At 60.7% G+C, this 23,704-nt stretch carries 21 protein-coding genes; 17 read left to right on the top strand and 4 right to left on the bottom strand.

Going from position 1 to position 23,704, the window contains the following annotated elements; translation table 11 throughout:
• Positions 1-5 precede the first annotated feature (5 nt).
• The 4 genes from kdpB to JFU47_RS26200 all read left to right on the top strand — a co-directional run bounded on the left by kdpB (position 6) and on the right by JFU47_RS26200 (position 6,389).
• Complete coding sequence (kdpB, locus tag JFU47_RS26185) at positions 6-2,063, top strand: potassium-transporting ATPase subunit KdpB (protein ID WP_201186752.1); 2,058 nt, start codon at positions 6-8, stop codon at positions 2,061-2,063.
• A gap of 235 nt (positions 2,064-2,298) precedes the next feature.
• A complete protein-coding gene (kdpC, locus tag JFU47_RS26190) occupies positions 2,299-2,844 on the top strand; it encodes a potassium-transporting ATPase subunit KdpC (protein WP_201186754.1) in 546 nt (181 codons plus the stop codon).
• Between the two features lie 132 nt (positions 2,845-2,976).
• Positions 2,977-5,622: a sensor histidine kinase gene (locus tag JFU47_RS26195; RefSeq protein WP_201186756.1), complete on the top strand. Its 2,646-nt coding sequence runs from the start codon at positions 2,977-2,979 to the stop codon at positions 5,620-5,622.
• A gap of 68 nt (positions 5,623-5,690) precedes the next feature.
• Complete coding sequence (locus JFU47_RS26200) at positions 5,691-6,389, top strand: response regulator (protein WP_201186758.1); 699 nt, start codon at positions 5,691-5,693, stop codon at positions 6,387-6,389.
• Positions 6,390-6,503: 114 nt separating this feature from the next.
• On the opposite strand, the gene JFU47_RS26205 is transcribed toward JFU47_RS26200, so the two are convergent.
• Complete coding sequence (locus tag JFU47_RS26205) at positions 6,504-7,544, bottom strand: patatin-like phospholipase family protein (RefSeq protein ID WP_123364677.1); 1,041 nt, start codon at positions 7,542-7,544, stop codon at positions 6,504-6,506.
• A 222-nt stretch (positions 7,545-7,766) separates the two neighbouring features.
• Here JFU47_RS26205 and JFU47_RS26210 point away from each other — a divergent pair, with 222 nt between their 5' ends.
• From JFU47_RS26210 to JFU47_RS26220, 3 genes are all read left to right on the top strand, one after another.
• Complete coding sequence (locus JFU47_RS26210) at positions 7,767-8,045, top strand: hypothetical protein (RefSeq protein ID WP_140679856.1); 279 nt, start codon at positions 7,767-7,769, stop codon at positions 8,043-8,045.
• A gap of 89 nt (positions 8,046-8,134) precedes the next feature.
• Positions 8,135-8,893, top strand: coding sequence for a CHAD domain-containing protein (locus JFU47_RS26215; RefSeq protein ID WP_201186760.1), 759 nt, complete (start codon positions 8,135-8,137; stop codon positions 8,891-8,893).
• A 265-nt stretch (positions 8,894-9,158) separates the two neighbouring features.
• Positions 9,159-9,956 carry an acyl-CoA thioesterase gene (locus tag JFU47_RS26220; protein WP_201186762.1) on the top strand — a complete coding sequence of 266 codons (798 nt, stop codon included), beginning with the start codon at positions 9,159-9,161 and terminating at the stop codon, positions 9,954-9,956.
• Here JFU47_RS26220 and JFU47_RS26225 read toward each other — a convergent pair whose 3' ends face one another.
• Both JFU47_RS26225 and JFU47_RS26230 read right to left on the bottom strand, forming a co-directional pair.
• A complete protein-coding gene (locus JFU47_RS26225) occupies positions 9,957-10,322 on the bottom strand; it encodes an Mpo1-like protein (RefSeq protein ID WP_140679849.1) in 366 nt (121 codons plus the stop codon).
• 240 nt (positions 10,323-10,562) lie between these two features.
• A complete protein-coding gene (locus JFU47_RS26230) occupies positions 10,563-12,044 on the bottom strand; it encodes a methyl-accepting chemotaxis protein (RefSeq protein WP_140679909.1) in 1,482 nt (493 codons plus the stop codon).
• Between the two features lie 181 nt (positions 12,045-12,225).
• On the opposite strand from JFU47_RS26230, the gene JFU47_RS26235 reads away from it, so the two are divergent.
• The 8 genes from JFU47_RS26235 (at position 12,226) to JFU47_RS26270 (ending at position 18,747) form a co-directional block, all read left to right on the top strand.
• A complete protein-coding gene (locus JFU47_RS26235; protein WP_046047937.1) occupies positions 12,226-12,756 on the top strand; it encodes a hypothetical protein in 531 nt (176 codons plus the stop codon).
• A gap of 65 nt (positions 12,757-12,821) precedes the next feature.
• On the top strand, positions 12,822-13,013 hold the full coding sequence (locus JFU47_RS26240; protein ID WP_008148797.1) for a PLDc N-terminal domain-containing protein: 192 nt from the start codon (positions 12,822-12,824) through the stop codon (positions 13,011-13,013).
• Positions 13,014-13,279: 266 nt separating this feature from the next.
• On the top strand, positions 13,280-14,155 hold the full coding sequence (gene speE / locus JFU47_RS26245) for a polyamine aminopropyltransferase (protein WP_201186764.1): 876 nt from the start codon (positions 13,280-13,282) through the stop codon (positions 14,153-14,155).
• Between the two features lie 163 nt (positions 14,156-14,318).
• On the top strand, positions 14,319-14,552 hold the full coding sequence (locus tag JFU47_RS26250) for a hypothetical protein (RefSeq protein WP_140679845.1): 234 nt from the start codon (positions 14,319-14,321) through the stop codon (positions 14,550-14,552).
• A gap of 213 nt (positions 14,553-14,765) precedes the next feature.
• Complete coding sequence (locus tag JFU47_RS26255) at positions 14,766-15,107, top strand: ribonuclease E inhibitor RraB (RefSeq protein WP_008148805.1); 342 nt, start codon at positions 14,766-14,768, stop codon at positions 15,105-15,107.
• Between the two features lie 461 nt (positions 15,108-15,568).
• Positions 15,569-16,978, top strand: a complete 1,410-nt coding sequence (locus tag JFU47_RS26260) for a circularly permuted type 2 ATP-grasp protein (protein WP_201186766.1) — start codon at positions 15,569-15,571, stop codon at positions 16,976-16,978.
• A 12-nt stretch (positions 16,979-16,990) separates the two neighbouring features.
• Positions 16,991-17,941: an alpha-E domain-containing protein gene (locus JFU47_RS26265; protein WP_008148807.1), complete on the top strand. Its 951-nt coding sequence runs from the start codon at positions 16,991-16,993 to the stop codon at positions 17,939-17,941.
• Entirely contained in the window at positions 17,938-18,747 is an 810-nt protein-coding gene (locus JFU47_RS26270; protein WP_123364683.1) for a transglutaminase family protein, read from the top strand. The genes JFU47_RS26265 and JFU47_RS26270 overlap by 4 nt, the downstream gene beginning before the upstream one ends.
• A gap of 121 nt (positions 18,748-18,868) precedes the next feature.
• Here JFU47_RS26270 and JFU47_RS26275 read toward each other — a convergent pair whose 3' ends face one another.
• Entirely contained in the window at positions 18,869-19,690 is an 822-nt protein-coding gene (locus tag JFU47_RS26275; RefSeq protein WP_201187344.1) for a c-type cytochrome, read from the bottom strand.
• 596 nt (positions 19,691-20,286) lie between these two features.
• Here JFU47_RS26275 and JFU47_RS26280 point away from each other — a divergent pair.
• Both JFU47_RS26280 and JFU47_RS26285 read left to right on the top strand, forming a co-directional pair.
• Complete coding sequence (locus JFU47_RS26280; RefSeq protein ID WP_201186767.1) at positions 20,287-21,492, top strand: acetyl-CoA C-acetyltransferase; 1,206 nt, start codon at positions 20,287-20,289, stop codon at positions 21,490-21,492.
• A 24-nt stretch (positions 21,493-21,516) separates the two neighbouring features.
• A complete protein-coding gene (locus JFU47_RS26285; RefSeq protein WP_201186769.1) occupies positions 21,517-23,661 on the top strand; it encodes a 3-hydroxyacyl-CoA dehydrogenase NAD-binding domain-containing protein in 2,145 nt (714 codons plus the stop codon).
• Positions 23,662-23,704: the final 43 nt, after the last annotated feature.

Here is a 23,704-nt window from a genome sequence, read left to right on the forward strand (position 1 = left end):
TGATGATGAATATGCCCGCAACTAAAGCCGCCGTCGTCAAGGCGCCGGAACAACCGAAAACCGCCATCTCGGCCCTCTGGCGCCCGGCGCTGGTGCAAGCCTTCGTCAAGCTCGATCCTCGGCAATTGCAGCGTGCGCCGGTGATGCTGGTGGTCGAACTGACCGCGATCCTGACCACCGTGCTGTGCTTCATTCCCGACAGTGCCGTGCCGACTTTCGTCGCCGCACAAATCGCGCTGTGGCTGTGGTTCACCGTGCTGTTCGCCAACTTCGCTGAAGCACTGGCCGAAGGTCGCGGCAAGGCCCGCGCCGACAGTCTCAAGGCCGGTAGCGAAGGCCTGAGTGCTCGGCGCAAAACCAGCAACGGTGCCTTTCAAGTCGTGCCGGCCACCAGCCTGCGCAAGGGCGATGTGGTCCGCGTTGAAGCGGGGGAAATGATCCCCGGTGACGGCGAGGTGATTGAAGGTATCGCAGCGGTCAACGAAGCAGCGATTACCGGTGAATCCGCGCCGGTGATTCGCGAGTCCGGCGGCGACCGTTCGGCCGTCACCGGCAACACCCGACTGGTGTCCGACTGGCTGTTGGTGCGGATCACCGCCAACCCGGGCGAGTCGACACTGGACCGCATGATCGCCTTGGTCGAAGGCGCCAAACGCCAGAAAACCCCGAACGAAGTGGCGCTCGACATCCTGCTGATCGGCCTGACCCTGATCTTCCTGCTGGTGGTCGTCACCCTGCAACCGTTCGCCCACTTCGCCAACGGCAGCCTGCCGCTGGTGTTCCTGGTGGCGTTATTGGTCACGCTGATTCCGACCACCATTGGCGGTCTGTTGTCGGCCATCGGTATCGCCGGGATGGACCGTCTGGTGCGTCTGAATGTGATCGCAAAATCCGGTCGCGCCGTGGAAGCAGCGGGGGACGTGCACGTCCTGCTGCTGGACAAGACTGGCACCATCACCTTCGGTAACCGTCGCTGCACGGCGGTTTACGCGGCACCTGGCGTCACCGCCAAGGAGCTGGCCGAGGGGGCATTGTTCGCCTCGCTGGCCGATGACACGGCCGAAGGCAAATCCATCGTTGAGTACCTGCGCGGTCTGCATCCGCAGCCTGAGCCAAGCGCCGAGTTGCTGACTGCCGTACCGTTCAGCGCCGAAACTCGTCTGTCCGGTGTCGACTATCAGGGCCGCGTGTATCGCAAGGGCGCCGTGGATTCATTGCTGGCCTTCGTTGACCTGAAACGCGCCGATCTGGCCGCACCGTTGTCCCGTGAAATCGACAAGATCGCCCAGAGCGGCGGCACCCCGCTGCTGGTCTGTGCCGACGGTAAATTGCTGGGCGTGATCCACCTCAAAGACGTGGTCAAGCCTGGCATCCGCGAGCGTTTTGCCGAGCTGCGCAAATTGGGGATTCGCACCGTCATGGTGACCGGTGACAACCCGCTGACCGCCGCGGCGATTGCCGCCGAGGCGGGCGTCGATGACGTGCTGGCCGAAGCCACTCCAGAGAAAAAACTGGCGCGCATTCGCCACGAGCAGAACGACGGTCGCCTGGTCGCCATGTGCGGCGACGGCGCCAACGACGCCCCGGCCCTGGCCCAGGCGGACGTGGGCATGGCGATGAACGACGGCACGCAAGCGGCACGCGAGGCGGCCAACATGGTCGACCTCGACAGCGATCCGACCAAGCTGCTGGACGTGGTGCAGATCGGCAAGGAATTGCTGGTGACCCGTGGTGCGCTGACGACGTTTTCCATCGCCAACGACGTGGCCAAATACTTCGCGATTTTGCCGGCGCTGTTCGCCTCGATCTACCCGCAATTGGGCGTGCTGAACGTCATGCACTTGAGCAGTCCGCAGAGCGCGATTCTCTCGGCGATTGTGTTTAACGCCTTGATCATTGTCGTGCTCATCCCGCTGGCATTGCGCGGTGTTCGCGTGCAGGCGGCGAGTGCGGCGGCGTTGCTGCGCCGCAATTTGTTGATCTATGGATTGGGCGGGATATTGGTGCCGTTTGTGGGGATCAAGGCGATCGATATGCTGTTGACGGCGTTGCATTTGGTTTGACCCTGAAATCGACCCCCTCACCCTAACCCTCCCGAAACGTCGGACCGCCCGTAGGGAGAGGGGACTGATCTCGGATGTCTTGCGAAATTTAGCGACCTGATATTCCGAGGTGAATGGAAGATTTGAGAGCAACGCAGATCGGCTCCCTTTCCCCTCTCCCCCGTGGGGAGAGGGCTGGGGTGAGGGGTGGGTTTCCCTGACACCCCACAACTTCTCCAATTTCGAGGATTTTGAAATGTCCACAATGATACGCCCGGCCCTGAGCCTGCTCGTCCTGATGACCCTGATCACTGGCGTCGCCTATCCACTGGTCGTCACCGGTGTCGCCCAGGTCGCGTTCCCCGATCAAGCCAACGGCAGCCTGGTGCGCGACGCCGATGGCAAGGTCCGTGGCTCGTCGCTGATTGCTCAAGATTTCGTCGGCGATGCCTGGTTCCATCCACGGCCATCCGCCGGTGCATTTGCCACGGTGTCGAGCAGTGCCAGCAACTTTTCGCCGAGCAACCCGGCCCTGGCCACTCGGGTGATCGACGATGCCAACAAACTGCTGGTGCCGGGCCAGGGTCCGGTGCCATTGGCGATGGTCACCACCTCTGGCAGCGGGCTCGATCCACACTTGCCACCGGCCGCGATTGCCTATCAACTGGCGCGTGTTGCGGCCGCGCGCAATTTGCCGGTGGCGACCCTTCAACAACTGATGGATGCGCACATCGAGCAGCCGCTCGTTGGCCCGCCGGTGGTGAATGTGCTGGCGTTGAACATCGCGCTGGAAAACCTGTAGATCGGTGGTGCTGCCATTCGCGAGCAGGCTCGCTCCCACAGGGGAATGCATTCCAGAATGTGGGAGCGAGCCTGCTCGCGAAAACGGCCTCACAGACACCACACGAACATCTGATTAAAGAGATCCCCAAACATGAGTGACTCCGGCCGCGCCGATGCGCTGTTAGCAGACCTGCCCCGCGACGGCCGTGGCCGGCTCAAGGTTTTTCTCGGCGCCGCGCCCGGTGTCGGCAAGACTTACGCCATGCTGCAAGCGGCCCACACGCAATTGCGCCAAGGCGTGAAAGTGATTGCCGGCGTGGTCGAAACCCACGGTCGCGCCGAAACCGAAGCGCTGCTCGGCAGCTTGCCGCAGCAGCCGTTAGTGCGCTCGGAATACCGTGGCGTGATGCTCGAAGAAATGGACCTCGACAGCTTGCTCGCCGCCAAACCGAAACTGGTGCTGGTCGACGAACTGGCCCACAGCAACGCGCCCGGCAGTCGTCACGCCAAACGCTGGCAAGACATTCAGGAACTGCTCGCTGCAGGCATCGACGTGTACACCACGGTCAACGTCCAGCACCTGGAAAGTCTTAACGACAAAGTGCGCGGCATCACGGGTGTGCAGGTCCGCGAAACCCTGCCGGACTGGGTGCTGCAAGAAGCCTACGAACTGCTGCTGATTGACCTGCCGCCGCGCGAGCTGCTCGAGCGTCTGCGTGATGGCAAGGTCTACGTGCCGGAGCAGGCGAGGGCGGCGATCGACGCCTTTTTCACCCAGACCAACCTCACGGCCCTGCGGGAACTGGCGATGCAAACAGCCGCCGCTCAGGTCGATGATGATTTGGCCCAGGGCTATCGCCAGCTCGGCCAAGCGGCGCCAGCGGTACGCGGTCGCCTGTTGGTCGGCGTCGATGGCGATGCACAGGCTGAGCGTCTGGTGCGTCACGCCAGTCGCGTCGCCCAGCGTCGGCATTTGCCTTGGAGCCTGGTGCATGTGGACAACGGCAGCGTGCGTGACGAGCAGTCGCGGCTGCGTCTGCAAAGTGCCCAGCAATTGGCCGAACGCCTCGGCGGCGAAGTGGTGTTGTTGCGGGCCGGTGAGGTGGCAAAAACCTTGATTCAGCACGCCGCCGAACGCCGCGCGAGTCTGGTGTTGGTCGGTCAGTCCCGGCAGCGTTTGCGTCGACGGTTGTTCGGCGGCGGTCTGGCGTCACGTTTACTGCGCGATGCGCGCGGGCTGGAAATCAACGTCCTCGACAGCGATCACGAACAGCATCAGCCGCGTCAGCGTTCGGCGCAGTCACTGGTGTGGTTCGACTACGCGCTGGCGCTGGTGGCGACGGTGCTCGCCAGTGCGTTGGCCTGGGCGGTGGCAAGTGTCTTGCCGCTGCCCAATATCTCGCTGGTGTTCCTCGCCGCGGTGTTGCTGGTGGCGGTGCGCAGTAGCCTCGGCCCTGCGTTGGCCTGTGCGGCGCTGTCGTTTCTGACCTATGACTTTCTGTTCATCCCGCCGAATTTCTCGTTCGCCATCCAACGCGAAGAAGATGTGCTGACCTTGCTGTTCTTCCTGCTGATGGCGGCGCTCACCGGTAACCTCGCGGCCCGGCAACGGCGGCAATTGCAGGCGCTGCGCGACACTCAGGAAGAGACCACCGAACTGCTCGACCTGTCACGCAAACTCACGGCCGCCACCGACCGCCAGGCAGTGGTCAGCGCCGCGGCCCAGCACCTCGATGGCTGGAGTGATCTGCAACTCTGCTTGCTCAATCAAGACGGGCAGGGCGGCTGGAAAGTCGAAACCGGTGGCCCGCTGGAATTTTCCGAAGCCGAGCGCGCGGCCGCCGATTGGGCCTGGCATCACGATCAACCGGCCGGCGCCGGCACCGGCACGCTGCCGTTCGGGCGTTGGTGGTGGTGGCCGTTGTCGGTGGAAGACGGGCCACTGGCATTGCTCGGTGTGTGTGCCAAAGAGGGCCAGACCTTGAGCGGTCAGCGTCGGCGTTTGTTGACCGCGTTGAGCCAGCCGCTGGCCCAGGCGTTGGCCCGGGCGCAATTGGCCGAAGACCTGGAAGCCGCCCGTCTGCACGGCGAAACCGAGCAACTGCGCAGTGCCTTGCTGGCCTCGGTGTCCCACGATCTGCGCACGCCGCTGACCTCCATGCGCGGCAGCATCGACAGCCTGCTCGCCCTCGGTGAAGCCATCCCGCTGGAGGATCGCCGCGAACTGCTTGAAGGCACTCGCGATGAAGCCGAGCGCCTCGATCGCTACATCCAGAACCTGCTGGACATGACTCGCCTCGGGCACGGCGCCCTGAAGCTGGCGCGGGACTGGGTGTCGCCGGCCGACATCGTCGGCAGTTCGCTCAATCGTCTGCGCGCCGTGCTGGCGCCGTTGCAAGTGACCACCGAAGTGCCGCCGCAGTTGCCGCTGCTGTACGTCCACGCCGCGCTGATCGAACAGGCGCTGGTCAACGTGCTGGAAAACGCCGCGCGGTTTTCACCGGCTCATGGTCGCCTGCAATTGCGCGCCGGAGCCGACGACAGCGAGCTGTTTTTTTCAGTGAGCGATGAAGGGCCGGGGATTCCTCAGGAAGAGCGGGCGAAGATTTTCGACATGTTCTACACCGCCGCGCGCGGTGATCGTGGCGGGCAGGGGACCGGTCTGGGGCTGGCGATCTGTCAGGGCATGGTCGGTGCCCATGGCGGGCGGATCAGCGTCGCCGATGGTATCGAAGGGCGGGGCACCTGCATCACCTTGCACCTGCCGTTGCAGGCTCAGCCGGCCTTTGAAAATTAAGAGCCGAAAGTGAAGCCTGATCGCGCTTGCGCTACTCTCTTGCCACTTCTTTGTGTTGATGTGAATTCATGAGCCAGACCGCGACCATTTTGGTCATCGACGACGAACCGCAGATCCGTAAATTTCTGCGTATCAGCCTTGTTTCCCAGGGCTACAAAGTGCTGGAGGCCGGTACCGGCACCGAAGGTCTGGCCCAGGCTGCACTGAATAAACCGGACCTGCTGGTACTCGACCTCGGCCTGCCGGACATGGACGGCCAACAAGTGCTGCGCGAATTTCGCGAGTGGTCGACGGTGCCGGTGTTGGTGCTTTCGGTGCGCGCCAGTGAAGGGCAGAAAGTCGAAGCACTCGACAACGGCGCCAACGACTACGTGACCAAACCGTTTGGTATTCAGGAGTTTCTTGCGCGGGTGCGTGCCTTGTTGCGTCAGGCTCCGACGGGAGAAGCGCAGCAAGCGGCGCTGACGTTCGGCCCGTTGACCGTGGATCTGGCGTATCGCCGGGTGTTGCTCGACGGCACCGAAGTCGCGCTGACCCGCAAGGAATACGCGGTGCTGGCGCAACTGGCGCGGCATCCGGGGCGGGTCATCACTCAGCAGCAACTGCTCAAGGATATTTGGGGGCCGACCCATACCGAGGACACTCACTATTTGCGGATTGTGGTCGGGCACCTGCGCCAGAAACTGGCGGATGATCCGACTCAGCCGCGGTTTATCGTCACCGAGGCTGGGGTCGGGTATCGGTTGTTGAGTGAGGACAGCCTTTAGTTTTGTGTTGAATGATCCGGCCTCTTCGCGAGCAGGCTCGCTCCCACAGGGATATGCATTCCAATGTGGGAGCGAGCCTGCTCGCGATGGGGCCAGTTGCTTCACTCGAGAACTTCAGGAATCCCGCTCATTCTCATACCGATCCAGCGTATCCCGTGCAATCTCCCGCCCCAACGCGATCAGTTCCGGCGCCTTGTAAAACTCGAAAAACCGGCACACTCGCTTTGGCACGTTGATCAAAATATCCGGCGGATAACCGGCGATCTTGTACTGCGCCAATGAGGTTTGCATCACCTCGAAACTCTGGTTGATCAGGTCCAGCAAAGACGCCGGTCCGACGTTGTCGATGATGAACGAGCCGGTGGCGGACTTCGGTGCGCCGGCGCGTTCAGGGGCGGCGGCCGGTTGCTGGGCTTCGGGTTCGGCGGATTCGATCCACGGGTTGATCTCGGCCGCTTCTGCCATCAACGCTTCCTTTTCCAGCAGCAGCAATTGTTCCGCCTGTTTGCGGCGAAATGGCAATTTTGAACCGAGCGAGCTGATCAGGCTGTCGAAGCGGGTCTTGAACGCCGCCGGGCGCTGGATCACCGGCAGTTGATAGTGGCGTTGGTTGGTGGAGTTGAGGTTGACCGCGATTATCAGGTCGCAATGACTCGACACCACCGGCACGATCGGTAAAGGGTTGAGGATGCCGCCGTCCACCAGCATGCGGTTGCCCTGCATCACCGGGGTGAACAGGCTGGGAATCGCCGCCGAAGCGCGCATGGCCTGGTGCAGGCAGCCTTCCTGAAACCAGATTTCCTGTTGGTTGGTCAGGTCGGTGGCCACCGCCGTGTAGGGGATGCGCAAGTCTTCGATATTGATCTCGCCGACGATCTTGCGGATTTGCCCGAAAACCTTCTCCCCGCGAATCGCACCCAGACGAAAACTGACGTCCACCAGACGCAAGACGTCGAGGTAGTCCAGGCTTTCAATCCAGTTGCGATATTCGTCAAGTTTGCCGGCGGCATAGATCCCGCCGACCACCGCGCCCATGGAACATCCGGCGATGCAGGCGATGTCATAGCCACGCCGTTCGATTTCTTCAATGACCCCGATATGGGCGTAGCCCCGGGCCCCGCCTGAGCCCAGCACCAGCGCGACACGCTTTTTCATGAATCGCCCTCGTCTGACAAGGTTCAACAATGCACCTATCGAGGGGCGCGCTTCAATCGTTAAGGTCGTTCCGCGAGGCGAGGGCGTCGTTTTTTCGACACTCTTTGGCGGCAGATGGGTATTCTCGCGAGCGCTAGAGTTTCCGAGGCGGGGCCAAGGCACTTTTCACGCGCCAGACCGTCTTAACTGCACGACTGTTTACCTATCTTTGAGGTGTGAGTAATGAAAGCATGGATCTGTGTGCCTTTGATGGCCCTGGCACTCGCCGGATGTGCCGGCAAAACCGCTTACCGTGACAGCTGCGGTAGCGGGATCGATGCCGCGTGGCGTGAACTGGATCTGGCCAAGGCTGAAGGTTTTGCCGGAACTGTCAGCTATTCCAAGGCCCTGTCGCTGCTGACCGGCGCCAAGACCCAGCAGCAATTCGAAGCGTTCGAAGGCTGCGCCAAGAAGGCCGAGAAGGCGCGTTTCTATATTCGTGAATCGCGCGCGGGGCGCTGAAAGCAGCTCTAAGCTCTAAGCTGCAAGCAATCAGTCGGTCACCCCGGATTTCGGCTGGCGGCTTGCAGTTGTTTACGGAGTAAACCCCCATGATTAACCGGTTGGTGGCTCATGTCCTGGGCCTCGAAGTTCGTTTGCTGGCCTGTCAGGCACGCTTGAGTGCCCGGACCGACCCTGAAGCGCTGCACGATCTGCGTACCACGGTTCGCCGTTTGCGCAGTCTGCTGCGGCCATTGCGCGGCTTGCCCGGGGTCGAACAGCTGGAAGCGGCGGCGTCCCGGGTCGGGGACCTGACCACGCCATTGCGTGATCGCGAAGTGCTGGCGGCGTACCTGCTCGAGCATGATCAACCCGAGGCTGCCCATCGGCGTATGGCGCAGATGGCCGAGGCTTACCCGGCGGTCGCGACGAGTCCTGAAGTGGCGCAGTTGCTGATGATCCTCGACGCCTTTCCGCGATTTCTGCGGGCCTCCCAACGTCAGGGCTTGCTCAAGGGCTTGCGTCAGAGCATCGAAAAACGTTTGGCCAAACAGTGGGGAAAACTCGACGAAGCCCTGCACGATCCGGCACATGATCGCCACCGTTTGCGCCTGCTGATCAAGCGTGTGCGCTATGGCATCGAAGCCTATCCCGAACTGGATCGATTGCCGAAAGCGGCGATGCCGCGCTTGAAGTCCGCGCAAGGTGCCTTGGGCGATTGGCACGATTGCTTGCAATGGCTGGCCATGGCCGAGCAGGAGACCGATTTGCAGCCCTGCGTCACGGCCTGGAAAACCGCCATGGCGAAGGCCGAAGGCCGTGCCGACCGCGTCCTCGACAAACTCAGCGCTGCCTGTTTCAAATCCTGACGCCAAAACAGACCGCTCTATGTAGCAGCTGCCGAAGGCTGCGTTCGGCTGCGAAGCAGTCGTAAAACCTGCCAATGCGGTTTACAGGTATACCGAGATAACCGGATTAGCGACTGCTTCGCAGCCGAACGCAGCCTTCGGCAGCTGCTACAGAGATGGCGGTGCTATCCGGCCTATCTGTCAGCCTCTTTGGCCGGAATAAGCGCTGTGCCATCCTCGCGGGCTGGTTAAGATTCCTTCATCCTTTTCCCGCTCTGAGGTTTCCATGCGCTTTTCCGATCTGCTCGACGCTGTCCGCAGCCAGCCGCTGGAGCTGTCTATTCCGGCCGAATGGGCTCAGGGGCGTGCCAGTTTCGGTGGCCTGGTGGCCGCTTTGCAGTACGAAGCCATGCGCGCAAAAGTCCCGGCGGATCGTCCGGTGCGCTCGCTGGCGATCACCTTTGTCGGCCCGGTCGAGCCTGAAGTGCCGGTCAGCTTTGAAGTCGATGTATTGCGCGAAGGCAAAGCGGTCAGCCAGGTGCTGGGGCGGGCGATGCAGAAGGGCCAGGTGGTGACGTTGGTCCAGGGCAGCTTCGGCGCCTCGCGGCCGTCGGAAGTGGCGGTGATCGCCGAACCGGCACCCGAGATGAAGCACTGGGACGATTGCCAGGAATTGCCTTACATCAAAGGCGTGACCCCGGAATTCATGCAGCATCTGGCGATGCGCTGGAGTGTCGGCGGCCTGCCATTCACGGGTAACAAATCCCGCGAGATGGGCGGCTGGGTGCGCTTACGTGGGGACATAAAAGAAGAGGCAGTCAGCGAGTCGCATATCCTGGCGCTGGTCGACGCCTGGCCTCCGGCGCTGTTGCCGCACCTGAAAAAACCGGCGATGGGCAGCACGCTGACCTGGACCATCGAATTCGTCCAGCCGTTGCTCGAACTGAGCACGCTGGACTGGTGCAAATACCTCGTCGAGATCGAGCATGCCGCTGACGGCTACGGTCATGCGGCCGCGAAATTGTGGAACGCGGACGGTCAGTTGATTGCCATGAGCCGGCAGACAGTGACGATTTTCGCCTGATCAGTGACGACGGTGGCGCTCACGCCAGGCGCGCCACCAGCCGCCGCTCAGGAAGAACCGTGGGAAGGTCAGAAACTGCTCGACCAGCAAGCGCGACACGGCATCTTTGCGATCACTGAACGGCTCGGAAGCTTGTGCCTCCAGGCGATGACCGTGGCGTTGCAGGCCGAGGGCGGCGAGCAGGCCGATGACGCCAATCGCGACATTCGCGAAACTCAGACTGAACACGCCCGAGACAATCAGCAGAAACGCCACGACGAACAGCGGCACGGCAATCAGGTGCAGCACCAGATTGGTCGGGTGCTGGTGATTGTTCGGGTACGCTCGCCATTGCCAGGCGGGAAGGTTGGGGTGACGTTTGCCCATGATGGTAATCCTTGGTTCGTTGAGGCGCTTGAACAAAGAATAGGCCGGGCCAAACCAGTCGGCGAATCAAGGCTGGCTATCGGAGTGATAGGTGTCATGGTCAATATTGATGTTGACCGGGCTGACGCCTTCGCGAGCAAGTCGGATCGCCGCGCTCCCACAGGTAATGCGCAAGTATTGAAATGGCGCTAACCCTGTGGGAGCGAGCCGGCTCCGGGCGGCGATCCGACGAAGGGGCCCTTACAGCTTGAGCTGACCGATGGCCTTGCTCAATTCCCCCGCCAACGCCGCCAGCTCATTGCTGGTCGTCGCCGAATCCACGGTCTGCTGCACGGTGTTCTCGGTCACATCCCGAATGCTCACCACCGCCCGATTCATCTCTTCCGCCACGTGGCTCTGCTGCTCGGCCGCCACCGCGATTTGCGTATTGCTTTCGCGCATCTGTGCCACGGCGCTGGTGATTTCCGCCAACGCTGCGCCGGCTTCCTGAGCCTGCTGCACACAATCGTCGGCCTTGAACGAACTTTCCTGCATGAAATCCACCGCGTCCCGAGTCCCGGCCTGCAACGCGGAAACCATGATCGTGATCTCGTCAGTGGAGGTCTGGACACGTTTGGCCAGGTTACGCACTTCATCGGCGACCACCGCAAAACCGCGACCCATTTCACCGGCACGGGCCGCTTCAATCGCTGCGTTCAGCGCCAGCAGATTGGTCTGCTCGGCGATGCTGTGAATCACACTGACCACGCCGTTGATCTTCTGACTGTCCTCGGCCAGACGCTGAATCATCTCGGCAGTCTGTTGCACCCCGCTGGACAGGCCGGCAATTGACTTCTGCACCCGACTGACCACTTCCTGCCCGCTGCCGGCCAGGGTGTCGGCGGTTTGCGAGAGGTCGCGGGTGGCGCCGGCGTGCTGGGCAATGTGATAGACCGTGGCGGTCATTTCGTTGATCGCCGTGGCGGCCTGATCGGTTTCGCTTTGCTGGCCGAGCATGCCGTGACGTACCTCGTTCATGCTCGACGCCAGCCGCGCCGCGCCGACATCCAGTTGCCGGGCGGTGCTGGCGACGGTGTTGACCACCCGCTGGTAACCGGCCTGCATGGCGTTGAAGGCATTGGCCATCTGCCCGACTTCGTCAGTGCAAGCCAGCGGCACACGGGCGGACAGGTCACCGGTTTTCTCGACGTGGAGCATCACGTCCTTCAGCGTATTGAGCTGGCTGAGCAGGAAGCGGATCAACAATTGCGAAGCGCCGAGCATCGCCAGCATCAGGATCGCGACCGCGACGGCATAGTTGGGAAAACGCTCGCCAAATACCTGGGTCAGGCTCGGGCCATGGGCAATCACCGCGACCTGGTTGCCATCCGTACGCGTAAACACTTCGGCGCCCATCAACGGGTTGTTGCCGAACAGCGGCATGGCATTGATGCCGACCCAGCCGTTGGTATCGGCCAGTTCCAGAACTGGCTGCCCATTCAGCAACGGTGCCTGCCCGCGACTGAACGTCAGCACGTTTTCGGCTTTGGGGAGCGGTTGCCCGGCAGGCCAGGCGTTGAGCAGTCGCGCCTGGGCCTGTGCCGAGGCCTGATAAGCATGGCTGCGGGCCTGTTGTTCGAGCTGCACGGCGTACAACACCAACAACAAGGTCGTGACAAAGGCGACGGCGTTGACCGCCCAGAATTTGTATTTCAGCGAGATATTGCTAAGCCAGGCACCCATCATGGAGGTCTTCTCTGATAGCGGAAACAGTTTCGGCAAGGTGCCATTATTGTGCCGCTACTCAGGGGGCTGGATCTTGATGTGGGTCAACAATCCCGGCCATGCTCGCGCACAGGAATTGCAGGGCGTAATGCGCTATCCTTCGCGCCTTCAAAATTCCCTCGCTACAGGATTCCGCCCCATGAAAGCCGCACTCGTCGAACTCATCAGCAAAATCAGCTCCGGGTGCATGAGCGATGACGAAATCCTGAAAGTCGCCGACGAAGCGGCCCAGGCCTACGCCGATCCCGAGGCTTTTCTGACGGCCAATCCGGATATCAACTACGACGAAACGTTCCCGATTCCGCTGGGCGAGTGGGTCGTCGTCGGCAGTCTTCCGGAGACCGTATTGTTCCAGGCAGACACCTATGTGGACCTGTTCGCCCAGATCGTTTCCTCGTTCGGTCCCGGGGTTGATTTCAATATCAAGCCCAAGCAACTGGCCAAGACTGAAGCCCTGACCGCGCTCAATCGCATTCAGGTGCAGATGGGCAGCATGAACAAGGAAAACGGCGGTTACACGCTGATGAACTTCAGTCAGTTGCTCGACGACGAACTGCAAGTGGTGCTGGTCTACGGCAACGACGTGCCGCGCGTACTCGAGTTGTGCGCCAAAGTCGGCATCGCTGCCGCACCCTCGCTGGAAGCCCTCAAAATCGCCGTCCACGTTTAAAAAAACGGAACCCTCGCAAGGCCCGGCTATCCTAAGAGTGCACACCACTCTTAGGGAGCGACACCATGGGTTCCACGTTCAACGGTCTGATTGGCCTGATTATTCTTGCCCTGGACATCTGGGCAATCATCAACGTGCTCAAAAGTGGTGCCGACACAGGGATGAAAATCATCTGGGTGCTGCTGATCCTGCTGCTGCCGGTACTGGGCCTGATCATCTGGGCCATCGCCGGGCCACGAGGCAACGTCCGAATCTGAATACGCACCCAAAGCCGACACCTTTCCCCTGTGGGAGCGAGCCTGCTCGCGATGCAGACGCCTCGGTTTCCCTGTAAACCGCGTTATCGTTTATCGCGAGCAGGCTCGCTCCCACACTGTTCTATGCCTACCCGACAGACGAAGGTTCGACCTGTCATGTTCAGCAACGTAGAATTCGCGCCTTTCCCGGGGCAATCGAGCTGATCGATTGGCCATCATGGGCGGGTAACCGTCCGTTGCCACCCGCATTCATCGGAGCACTTCCCATGAGCGACACCCCGACCAGCGAGTATCTGGAAACCCTCTACGAAGGCTACGGCCAGCGTTTTCGCATGGAAAAACTGCTGCACGAAGTGCGCACCGAACACCAGCACCTGGTGATTTTCGAAAACCCGCGCATGGGCCGCGTCATGGCGCTGGACGGCGTGATCCAGACCACCGAAGCCGACGAATTCATCTACCACGAGATGTTGACCCACGTGCCGATCCTGGCGCATGGCACCGCCAAGCGTGTGCTGATCATCGGTGGCGGCGACGGCGGCATGCTGCGTGAAGTGGCCAAGCACCGCAGCATCGAGCACATCACCATGGTCGAGATCGACGGCACCGTGGTCGACATGTGCAAGGAATTCCTGCCGAACCACTCCAAGGGTGCGTTCGCTGATCCACGCCTGGACCTGGTGATCGACGACGGCATGCGTTTCGTCGCCACCACCACCGAAAAATTCGACGTGATCATTTCCGATTCCACCGACCCGATCGGCCCGGGCGAAGTGCTGTTCTCGGAAAACTTCTACCAGGCCTGCCGTCGCTGCCTGAACGAAGGCGGCATCCTGGTGACCCAGAACGGCACGCCGTTCATGCAAATCGAAGAAGTCAAAACCACCGCCGGGCGCCTGCGCAGCCTGTTCCCGGACTGGCACTTCTATCAGGCAGCTGTGCCGACCTACATCGGCGGCGCCATGACCTTCGCCTGGGGCGCGACCAATACCGCCTATCGCAAATTGTCCCGCGAAACCTTGCAGCAGCGCTTCGCCGGCAGCGGCATCATCACCCGCTACTACAACCCGGAAATCCACATCGGCGCGTTCGCCATGCCGCAATACGTCCTGCAGGCTGTGAACAAGCCTAGCAACGACTGATATCGAGCAAGCCAGAAAGGGCCCTCTCAGGTTGTGTGAAAACACACCGCAGATGGCCCTTTTTTCATGCTTCACTTATAGAAAGTCCGGTTGAACGATTGGCCGGGGAAGAATGTCGAGATACATGTAAACCCATCCATGGGTTTTATCGAGGAGGCACCTGATGCAAAAGTGGAAAGTCACTTTCGTTGATGATCACGGTGAGCAAGTTGACGAGGTGTTCGAGAGCGAGGAGTGCCCGAACAACGAGCAAGCCGCGAAACTTATTCGCGCCCGGCGTCTGCCTGTGGCTGCCGAACTGGACCTCAACGATCTGGAAGGGCGCGCCGATGATCCGACTGTCAAAAGTCTGAAAACCCAGAACAGCATTGAAATCCTCAGCATCACGCCAATCTGAACATCTCCTGTCACATTCCTAACCAGGCCTTGGCAGCGGCTCTATCTTGAGGCTACTCTGCAATCGAGATCAGCGAACGGATCGCTAAGGTCTGGTCTTGTCAGCTACATGCTTGCTTCCCACCGGCAACGTTGTTGCCGCATCGCTCGCCCCATTCGGTTGCGAGTGCCGGGAATACGGAAAGTCTATCCATCGGTCTGAGGGGGACGTTTCATGAGCACAGCCTATCAAGAAGACATCAGCACCAGCGTCTTGCGCCGCATGAAAGAAGGCGGCTTCGACTTTTCACGATTCCATCCCATCGAGTTCTACGCCATTTTTCCGGACGAGGAGCGGGCGCGCAGGGCGGCAGGGCATTACTGCGGTGAATCCTTGAATGCACAAATCAGCGTGCGCGACGACGGCGCGTGGTACCTGGAACTGAGCAAAGTGATGTACGCCACTTATGACGGCATCGGCGATTTTGAGCAGGATTTCGAGGCGGTGGTCGAGCCTTTGGGCGGCATCATCGAAGGATGGGGCGTCAAGCAGGAGGTACGAGGGCGACTCGCATAACTTATGAACAGTGACAACACTCAGCAACGGCTGACCTTCGGGTTGGCCGTTTTCGTTTGTGGGGGTAGAAAAGATCAAGAGATCGCAGCCTCGTTTCACTCGACAGCTCCTACAGGTGAAACGAGGCTGCGATCTCTTGATCGTGTTTTTGATTCATAACGTTTCAAAAATGCAAAAAAAAGCCGCCTAAACCGGCGGCTAAAGGGAAGTTCGTCAAGATTTTCAGAGAATGCGCGGATTATCCGCATCCACTCCCGGGCAGTGAAATCAACTCTGGCTATGCTGCTGATAGGCGACAACATTGCTTCGCAATGAAGCGGGGGCGATCAGGTGGGGGCATTTACCGCACAGGATTGGTGCGGTGCGTGCAGTGCGATTATCCAACTGATTGATATAAAAGCGTTTATGCCGATGGCACGGGCTTTGCGAAGCCCAGATGTCCGGGTGACAAGGAGTACGGCATGATCCGCACCTATTTTGATGAGATGTACGATGCCGGCGGCCAGGTCCGCCCGCATTATCGGGAGTTTGCCCGTTGGCTGGCCGAAACGCCTGACGAGCTTTTGGCACAACGGCGACGCGAGGCCGATCTGTTATTTCATCGCGCCGGGATTACATTCACGCTCTATGGTGATGAGCAAGGGACAGAGCGCCTGATTCCCTTCGACACCATCCCCCGCAGCATCCCCGCCAGTGAATGGCGAGTGGTCGAGCGCGGCTGCATTCAGCGGGTAAAGGCGTTGAACATGTTCCTCGCCGACCTCTATCACGAGCAGCGCATTATCAAGGCCGGCATCATCCCGGCCGAGCAGGTGCTGGCCAACGAGCAATACCAGTTGGCGATGCAAGGGCTGGATCTGCACCGCGATATCTATTCCCACATCTCCGGTGTCGATCTGGTGCGCGATGGCGACGGCACGTACTACGTGCTTGAAGACAACCTTCGTACACCGAGCGGCGTCAGCTACATGCTCGAAGACCGCAAGATGATGATGCGGTTGTTCCCCGAGTTGTTCGCGGCCCAGCGCATTGCCCCTATCGACCACTATCCGAACCTGTTGCTCGACACCCTGAAAAGCTCCAGCCCGATCGATAACCCGAGCGTGGTGGTACTGACGCCGGGTCGTTTCAACAGCGCGTTCTTTGAACATGCGTTTCTGGCGCGGGAAATGGGCGTTGAACTGGTAGAAGGCGCGGACCTGTTCGTGCGGGATGACAAGGTGTTCATGCGCACCACGGACGGGCCGAAAGCCGTCGACGTGATCTACCGTCGCCTCGACGATGCATTCCTCGATCCGCTGGCGTTCAACCCGGACTCGATGCTCGGCGTTCCAGGGCTGCTGTCGTCGTACCGCTCCGGCAATGTCGTGCTGGCGAATGCCATCGGTACCGGAGTCGCGGACGACAAGTCGGTGTATCCATTCGTCACGGACATGATCCGTTTCTACCTGGATGAAGAGCCGATTCTGAAGAATGTGCCGACGTGGCAGTGTCGTAATTCCTCCGAATTGTCCCACGTACTGGCCAATCTTCCGGAACTGGTGGTCAAGGAAACCCAGGGCTCCGGCGGTTACGGAATGCTGGTGGGGCCGGCGGCGACGGCGGCGGAAATCGAGTCTTTCCGCGCGCGGATCAAAGCCAAGCCCCATGCGTACATCGCGCAACCGACGTTGTCCCTGTCGACCTGTCCGACCTTTGTCGAAAACGGCATCGCTCCACGCCACATCGACCTGCGTCCGTTTGTATTGTCTGGCCGCGAAACCCGGGTTGTGCCCGGCGGTTTGACCCGTGTTGCCCTGCGCGAAGGCTCTCTGGTGGTGAATTCATCCCAGGGCGGTGGAACCAAGGACACCTGGGTGGTCGAGGATTGAAGGAAGCCTGCCATGTTAAGTAGAACTGCCTCGGATTTGTATTGGATGTCGCGTTACCTGGAGCGGGCGGAAAACCTCGCGCGGATGCTCGACATCAGTTATTCGCTGTCGCTGATGCCACAGGATGGCCGTGGTGACGGTCTGCACGAACTCGCCATGCCGTTGCTGATCACCGGCACCCTGGACGATTACCTGGAGCGCCACGGCGAATTGCACGCCGAACGGCTGCTGCATTTCTTCGCCCTGGACGCGGCCAACCCGGCAAGCATCTACAGCTGCCTCGGCGCCGCGCGGGCCAGTGCCCATGCAGTGCGTGGGCGAATCACCGCCGACATGTGGGAAAACATCAATGCCACTTGGCTGGAAATCCGCGGGATTGCCGATCAGGGCTTGAGTCGCTACGGCATGAGCCGATTCTGCGAGTGGATCAAGGAACGTTCCCACCTGTTTCGCGGCGCGTCCTACGGCACGATCATGCGTAACGATGCGTTCCGCTTCATTCGTCTGGGGACGTTTATCGAAAGGGCCGACAACACGTTGCGCCTGCTCGACGCCCGCTACGAAATGGCTGGCGATCAGGCCGAGGCGGTCAGTGATGGCACCGCTCATGCGTATTACCAGTGGAGTGCTTTGCTGCGGGCGTTGTCCTCGTTCGAGGCCTACACCGAGATCTACCGCGATGCGCCCGGCGCCCGGCATGTGGCCGAGTTGCTGTTGCTGCGCGCTGACGTTCCGCGTTCATTGCGTGCCTGTACCGAAGAAATCGACCAGATCCTTGCCCAGTTGCCGGGGGCCAACGGTCGTCCCGCGCAACGCCTGGCAGCGGAAATGGACGCACGCCTGCGCTACACCGGCATCACCGAAATTCTCGACGAAGGCCTGCACGCCTGGCTGACCGAGTTCATCCCGCTGGTGCGCCAGTTGGGTAACGCCATACACAGTTCCTACCTGGAGGCTGCATGAGACTTTCCATTAGCCACGAGACCACCTATCACTACGAAGATCAGGTGCGGGCGAGCATCCAGTACCTGCGACTGACACCCCACGACAGCGAGCGCCAGCACGTGCTCAGCTGGCAGCTCGACTTGCCGCGCCCGGTGCGCGCGCAACTCGATCCGTTCGGCAACATCCTGCACGTGCTGACCCTGGACGAGCCACACGAGGCGATCATCATCGGCGCCCGAGGCCAGGTGGACATCGACGAATTACGCGAGGCGGAACATGAAAGCCAGTCGGCGCTGCCGTTCCTGCGTTTCACGCGCCTGACCGAAGCCGACGAAGCCCTGCGTGCGTTCGCCGAGAAAGAATGCAAGCAGCGCCGGGATCGCACGGCGCTGATCGACTTGATGCATGGCCTGAACCAGCACATGACCTACACGCCGGGCTCCACCGAAGTGGACACCAGCGCCGCCCAGGCCTTCGCCGGGCGTTCGGGCGTTTGTCAGGACCACACCCACGCGTTTCTCGCCTGCGCTCGCAGCCTGGGCATTCCGTCGCGTTATGTGTCGGGCTATTTGTACAGCGAAAACAGCGAACACCTGGCCAGTCACGCCTGGGCGGAAGCCTGGCTCGATGACGCCTGGTACAGCTTCGACGTGACCAATGAATTGGCGCGGCCTGAGCGTCATCTGAAACTGGCGGTGGGCCTGGATTACCTGGATGCCTGCCCGGTGCGTGGCATGCGGCGTGGTGGTGGTTGCGAGCAGATGCATGCGAAGGTGTTTGTTTCGCCGACGCCGATGCCGATTATCTCCGTCCAACAGCAATAATCCGGAACACCACAAATCCCCTGTGGGAGCGAGCCTGCTCGCGATAGCGGTGTGTCAGTCGCAGCAGTTCTGACTGAACAGGCGCCATCGCGAGCAGGCTCGCTCCCACAGGGGGGTAGTGTCAGGGTTTAACTTTGCGCCCCGCCATATGCTTCAAATACCCCACCAACCTCTCCAGATCCCCGTCCGGCAGCACCGTCGCCGAAAACCCGGGCATCTTCGCCTGAGGCCACTGGCGCAAGCTCTGCGGATCACGAATGTAGCGTTTGAGGAAATCCGCGCCGAAGTACTCGGTCGGGTTAAACGGAATATTCAGGTCCGGCCCAAACTGCGCATCCCCGGCGCCGTTCAATCGATGACACGCCAGGCAATTTTTCTGAAACAGCGCAAAGCCCTTGTTCACCGGATCGTCAGCCTTCAACGCCGGATCAGGCAGCAGGGTAGGGAAGCGCTCGGCCACTGGTGCCATGCGCTTGATGCTCGCCACTTGAAAGGGCCATTGCTCGGGGCTGATGTCGCTCGCCTGTGGATCGGTCCAGACCAGATAGAACGGCCCGGCGCCGGGTTTGCCTTCCGACAGCGGTGGCCACGGCTTGTCGGGTTCTTCAATCGCCAACCATGCGCGCGCACCCTGGGTGTTGAGCAACGGCGCGGCTGACAGTTCTGCGGCAAAACCATCCAGGGCTACTGCCTGTAAATGGTCTTCAGGCTTGATGCCCGTCAACAACGCAGCCAACGGAACAGCGCGATAGCTCATGTCCCGTTTGTAGGAAACGTCGTTGCTGATCGTGAGGGTCTGAACCTGAGGATGCTTGAGCAACTCCTCGGTTTGCCAGGTGCGACTGCTCGCGCCCAGCTCGAGGTTCAGCTGTGCGGCAGACAGAGGCGTGCTGAGCAGCAAGGCCCCGAAAAGAATGAGCGTTTTCAAATGATCGCCGTCCATGTCGTGGTAGTGCCGCAAAGGGTGGCACACCCACGCTGGCCCGGGTAGCGAGCCAGTCACATTTTTAGAGGGCGATAAACCCTGGCGCCGTATTTTTTATTGACCGACTAGCCGATCACCTTGGTCAGGTTCGGCAAAATCAACAACAGCGTAGTGGCGAAAAGAATGAGCCCGGCTTGACGTACTTTCGATTGTTTGAACATGGCTTGACCGCCTTTATTGTTATTTCCTGATGCCTGCCTGCATTTCTCCATGACGGCAGAGCGTTGCACTTCCTGTTTGACGAGCGCCTCGGCAAAACCCGACGACAACTTCGTACAAGTTCACCTTAGAGCCCGCGTCACGCTTGGTTTAGATCCATTTCGTATGGACTTCACATAAATTGCTCTTAAAAAGGCATGAGGCCTATTGCCAGCTTCTTGGGCGCCCGTTTGCTAGACAGCTTGGTGTCGCGAAACGGTTAATCCGGTGGTTGCCTACCGTCCGTCTGAGCGTGACCGTCAACGTCAGTGAGCGCTGCGGTCATTGAATCCACGGCCGCCGGGCCTAAGAGTGGAGACTCTGCATTTACACCCCCGCCCAGGTTCGAGGACGTCATGACCCAAGCTTTGATTTTCGACGCGTTACGCACGCCCCGCGGCAAAGGCAAGGCAAATGGCGCCTTGCACAGCGTCAAACCGGTGAACCTGGTCGCCGGGCTGCTCACGGCGCTGCAACAGCGCACGTCTCTCGATACCAGTCAGGTCGACGATGTGGTACTGGGCTGCGTGACGCCCATCGGCGACCAGGGTTCCGACATCGCCAAAACCGCGACCCAAGTGGCGGATTGGGACGTCAGCGTGGCGGGTTTGCAGATCAACCGCTTCTGCGCCTCGGGGTTGGAGGCGGTGAACCTCGGCGCGATGAAGGTGCGTTCCGGCTTCGAAGACCTGGTGGTGGTCGGCGGCGTCGAGTCTATGTCTCGCGTGCCGATGGGCAGCGATGGCGGCGCCTGGGCACATGACCCGGAAACCAGTTTTCACAGCCATTTTGCCCCTCAAGGCGTGGGCGCTGACCTGATCGCCACGATCGAAGGCTTTAGCCGTCAGGACGTCGATGCCTATGCGCTGCACTCTCAGCAAAAGGCAGCGCGGGCAAGGACTGACGGTTCGTTCAACAAATCGCTGGTGCCGGTGCAGGACCAGAACGGCATCATCCTGCTCGATCACGATGAATTCATCCGCGCCGGATCGACCATGGAAGGCTTGGGCAAGCTCAAGCCGAGCTTCGAGATGATCGGGCAAATGGGCTTCGATGCCACCGCGCTTCGGGTCTACAGCCATGTCGAGCGGATCAACCATGTGCACTCGGCGGGTAACAGTTCCGGGATCGTCGATGGCGCGGCGCTGATGCTGATCGGCTCCGAAGCCAAGGGTCGGGCGCTAGGGTTGCAACCGCGGGCGCGGATCGTCGCCACCGCCATCACCAGCACCGACCCGACCATCATGCTCACCGGCCCCGCGCCGGCCACTCGCAAGGCACTGGCCAAGGCCGGGCTACGGATTGAAGACATTGACTTGTTCGAGGTCAATGAAGCTTTCGCCTCGGTGGTGCTGAAATTCATCAAGGACATGGCGATCGACCCGGACAAGGTCAACGTCAACGGCGGCTCCATCGCCATGGGCCACCCGCTGGGTGCCACTGGCTGCGCGATCCTCGGCACGCTGCTCGATGAACTGGAAACCCGGCGCCTGCGCTATGGCCTCGCGACGCTGTGTGTCGGCGGCGGCATGGGCATTGCCACCATCATCGAACGCCTCTGAGCTCCGACTTCAAGGAAACCTTCCATGACTGAAGCCATTCGTTACGAAAAAGGTCAGGACAAGATCGTCGTCCTGACCATCGACATGCCGGGCCAGAGCGCCAACACCATGAACGCGGTTTACCGCGAAGCCATGGCCGGGTGTGTTGCCAGACTCGTTGCCGACAAAGACACCCTCGCTGGCGTGATCATCACCTCGGCCAAGAAAACCTTTTTCGCCGGCGGCGACCTCAATGAACTGATCAAGGTCGGCAAGCCCGAAGCCAAAGCCTTTTACGACATGGTGCTGACACTCAAAGGGCAGCTGCGCACCCTGGAAACCCTCGGCAAACCGGTGGTCGCCGCGATCAACGGCGCCGCGTTGGGCGGCGGTTGGGAAATCTGCCTGGCGTGCCATCACCGGGTTGCGCTGGACGATTCTTCGGTGCAACTCGGCCTGCCGGAAGTGACCCTCGGCCTGTTGCCGGGCGGCGGCGGGGTGGTGCGCATGGTGCGGATGCTCGGTATTGAAAAAGCCTTGCCGTACCTGCTCGAGGGCAAGAAAGTCCGGCCGCAGCAGGCGTTGCGGGCAGGTTTGATTGATGAGTTGGCGGCGGATCGTGATGAACTGCTGGCCAAGGCTCGCGCCTGGATTATCGCCAATCCTTCGGTTGTGCAGCGCTGGGATGTGAAGGGTTACCGGATTCCGGGTGGCACGCCGTCGAACCCGAAAGTCGCGCAAATGCTGGCCATCGCGCCGTCGATCCTGCGCAGCAAAACCCAGGGCTGCCTGCCCGCGCCAGAGAAAATTCTCTGCGCCGCGGTGGAAGGTGCACAGGTGGATTTCGACACCGCGCACTTGATCGAAACCCGTTACTTCACCGAATTGACCACCGGCCAGGTGTCGAAAAACCTGATCGGCACGTTCTGGTTCCAGCTCAACGAAATCAATGCCGGCGGCTCGCGGCCCCAAGGCTTTGTACCTTACGTGACGCATCGTGTGGGCGTGCTGGGCGCAGGCATGATGGGCGCCGGAATCGCCTTTGTCAGCGCGTCAGCCGGCATCGAGGTGGTGCTCAAGGACATCAATCTTGCGGCCGCACAGAAGGGCAAGGCTCATTCGGCGGCGCTGCTGGACAAGAAGGTTGCTCGTGGCCAATTGAGTGCCGATCAGCGCGATGCAACGCTGGCGCGAATTCACCCCACTGACAGCGATGCCGACCTGGCCGGTTGTGATCTGATCATTGAAGCGGTGTTTGAAGATCGCGATTTGAAAGCCAGCGTCTCTTCGGCGGCGCAAAAGGTCGTTGGTCCGGATGCGGTGATTGCTTCCAACACGTCGACCTTGCCAATCAGCGGCCTCGCGACCGCCGTGCCGGATCAGAGCAAGTTCCTCGGTCTGCATTTCTTCAGCCCCGTGGAGAAAATGCCCTTGGTGGAAATCATCAAAGGCGCCCACACCAGCGACGAAACCCTGGCTCGCGGGTTCGATTTCGTCCTGCAAATCAAGAAAACGCCGATTGTGGTCAACGACAGTCGCGGTTTCTTCACCTCGCGGGTGTTCGGCACATTCACCAACGAAGGTATCGCCATGCTGGGCGAAGGCGTGAGCGCGCCGATGATCGAGACCGAAGCGCGCAAGGCTGGCATGCCGATCGGACCTCTGGCGATCTCCGACGAAGTTTCCCTCAGCTTGATGAGCCATATCCGCCAGCAAACCGCCAAAGACCTGCAAGCAGAAGGGAAACCGCTGATTGAGCACCCGGCGTTCGCCGTGATTGACTTGCTGCTCAACGAGTACAAGCGTCCGGGCAAGGCAGCGGGTGGTGGTTTCTACGATTATCCGGCTGGAGGGCAAAAGCATCTGTGGCCAGAGCTGAAAAGCCGTTTCGAGAAGGCTGACGGGCAGATTTCGCCGAAGGACGTGCGTGATCGGCTGCTGTTCGTGCAAGCCATCGAAACCGTGCGCTGTGTGGAGGAGGGGGTGTTGACCTCGACGGCGGACGCCAACGTCGGCTCGATCTTCGGCATCGGTTTCGCCGCCTGGACTGGCGGCGCGCTGCAGTTCATCAATCAGTACGGCGTGAAAGATTTTGTCGCCCGCGCCCAGTACCTGGCGGAGCAGTATGGCGAGCGATTTGCCCCCCCTGCGCTATTGCTGGAGAAAGCGGCTAAAGGGGAGGCGTTCTAGGGGACGGGTGACGCATTCCGGGGCTTGCCTTGCCACTGTGTTT

It is taken from the genome of Pseudomonas sp. TH39(2020) (genome assembly GCF_016650715.1).
Lineage (GTDB): Bacteria > Pseudomonadota > Gammaproteobacteria > Pseudomonadales > Pseudomonadaceae > Aquipseudomonas > Aquipseudomonas mandelii_C.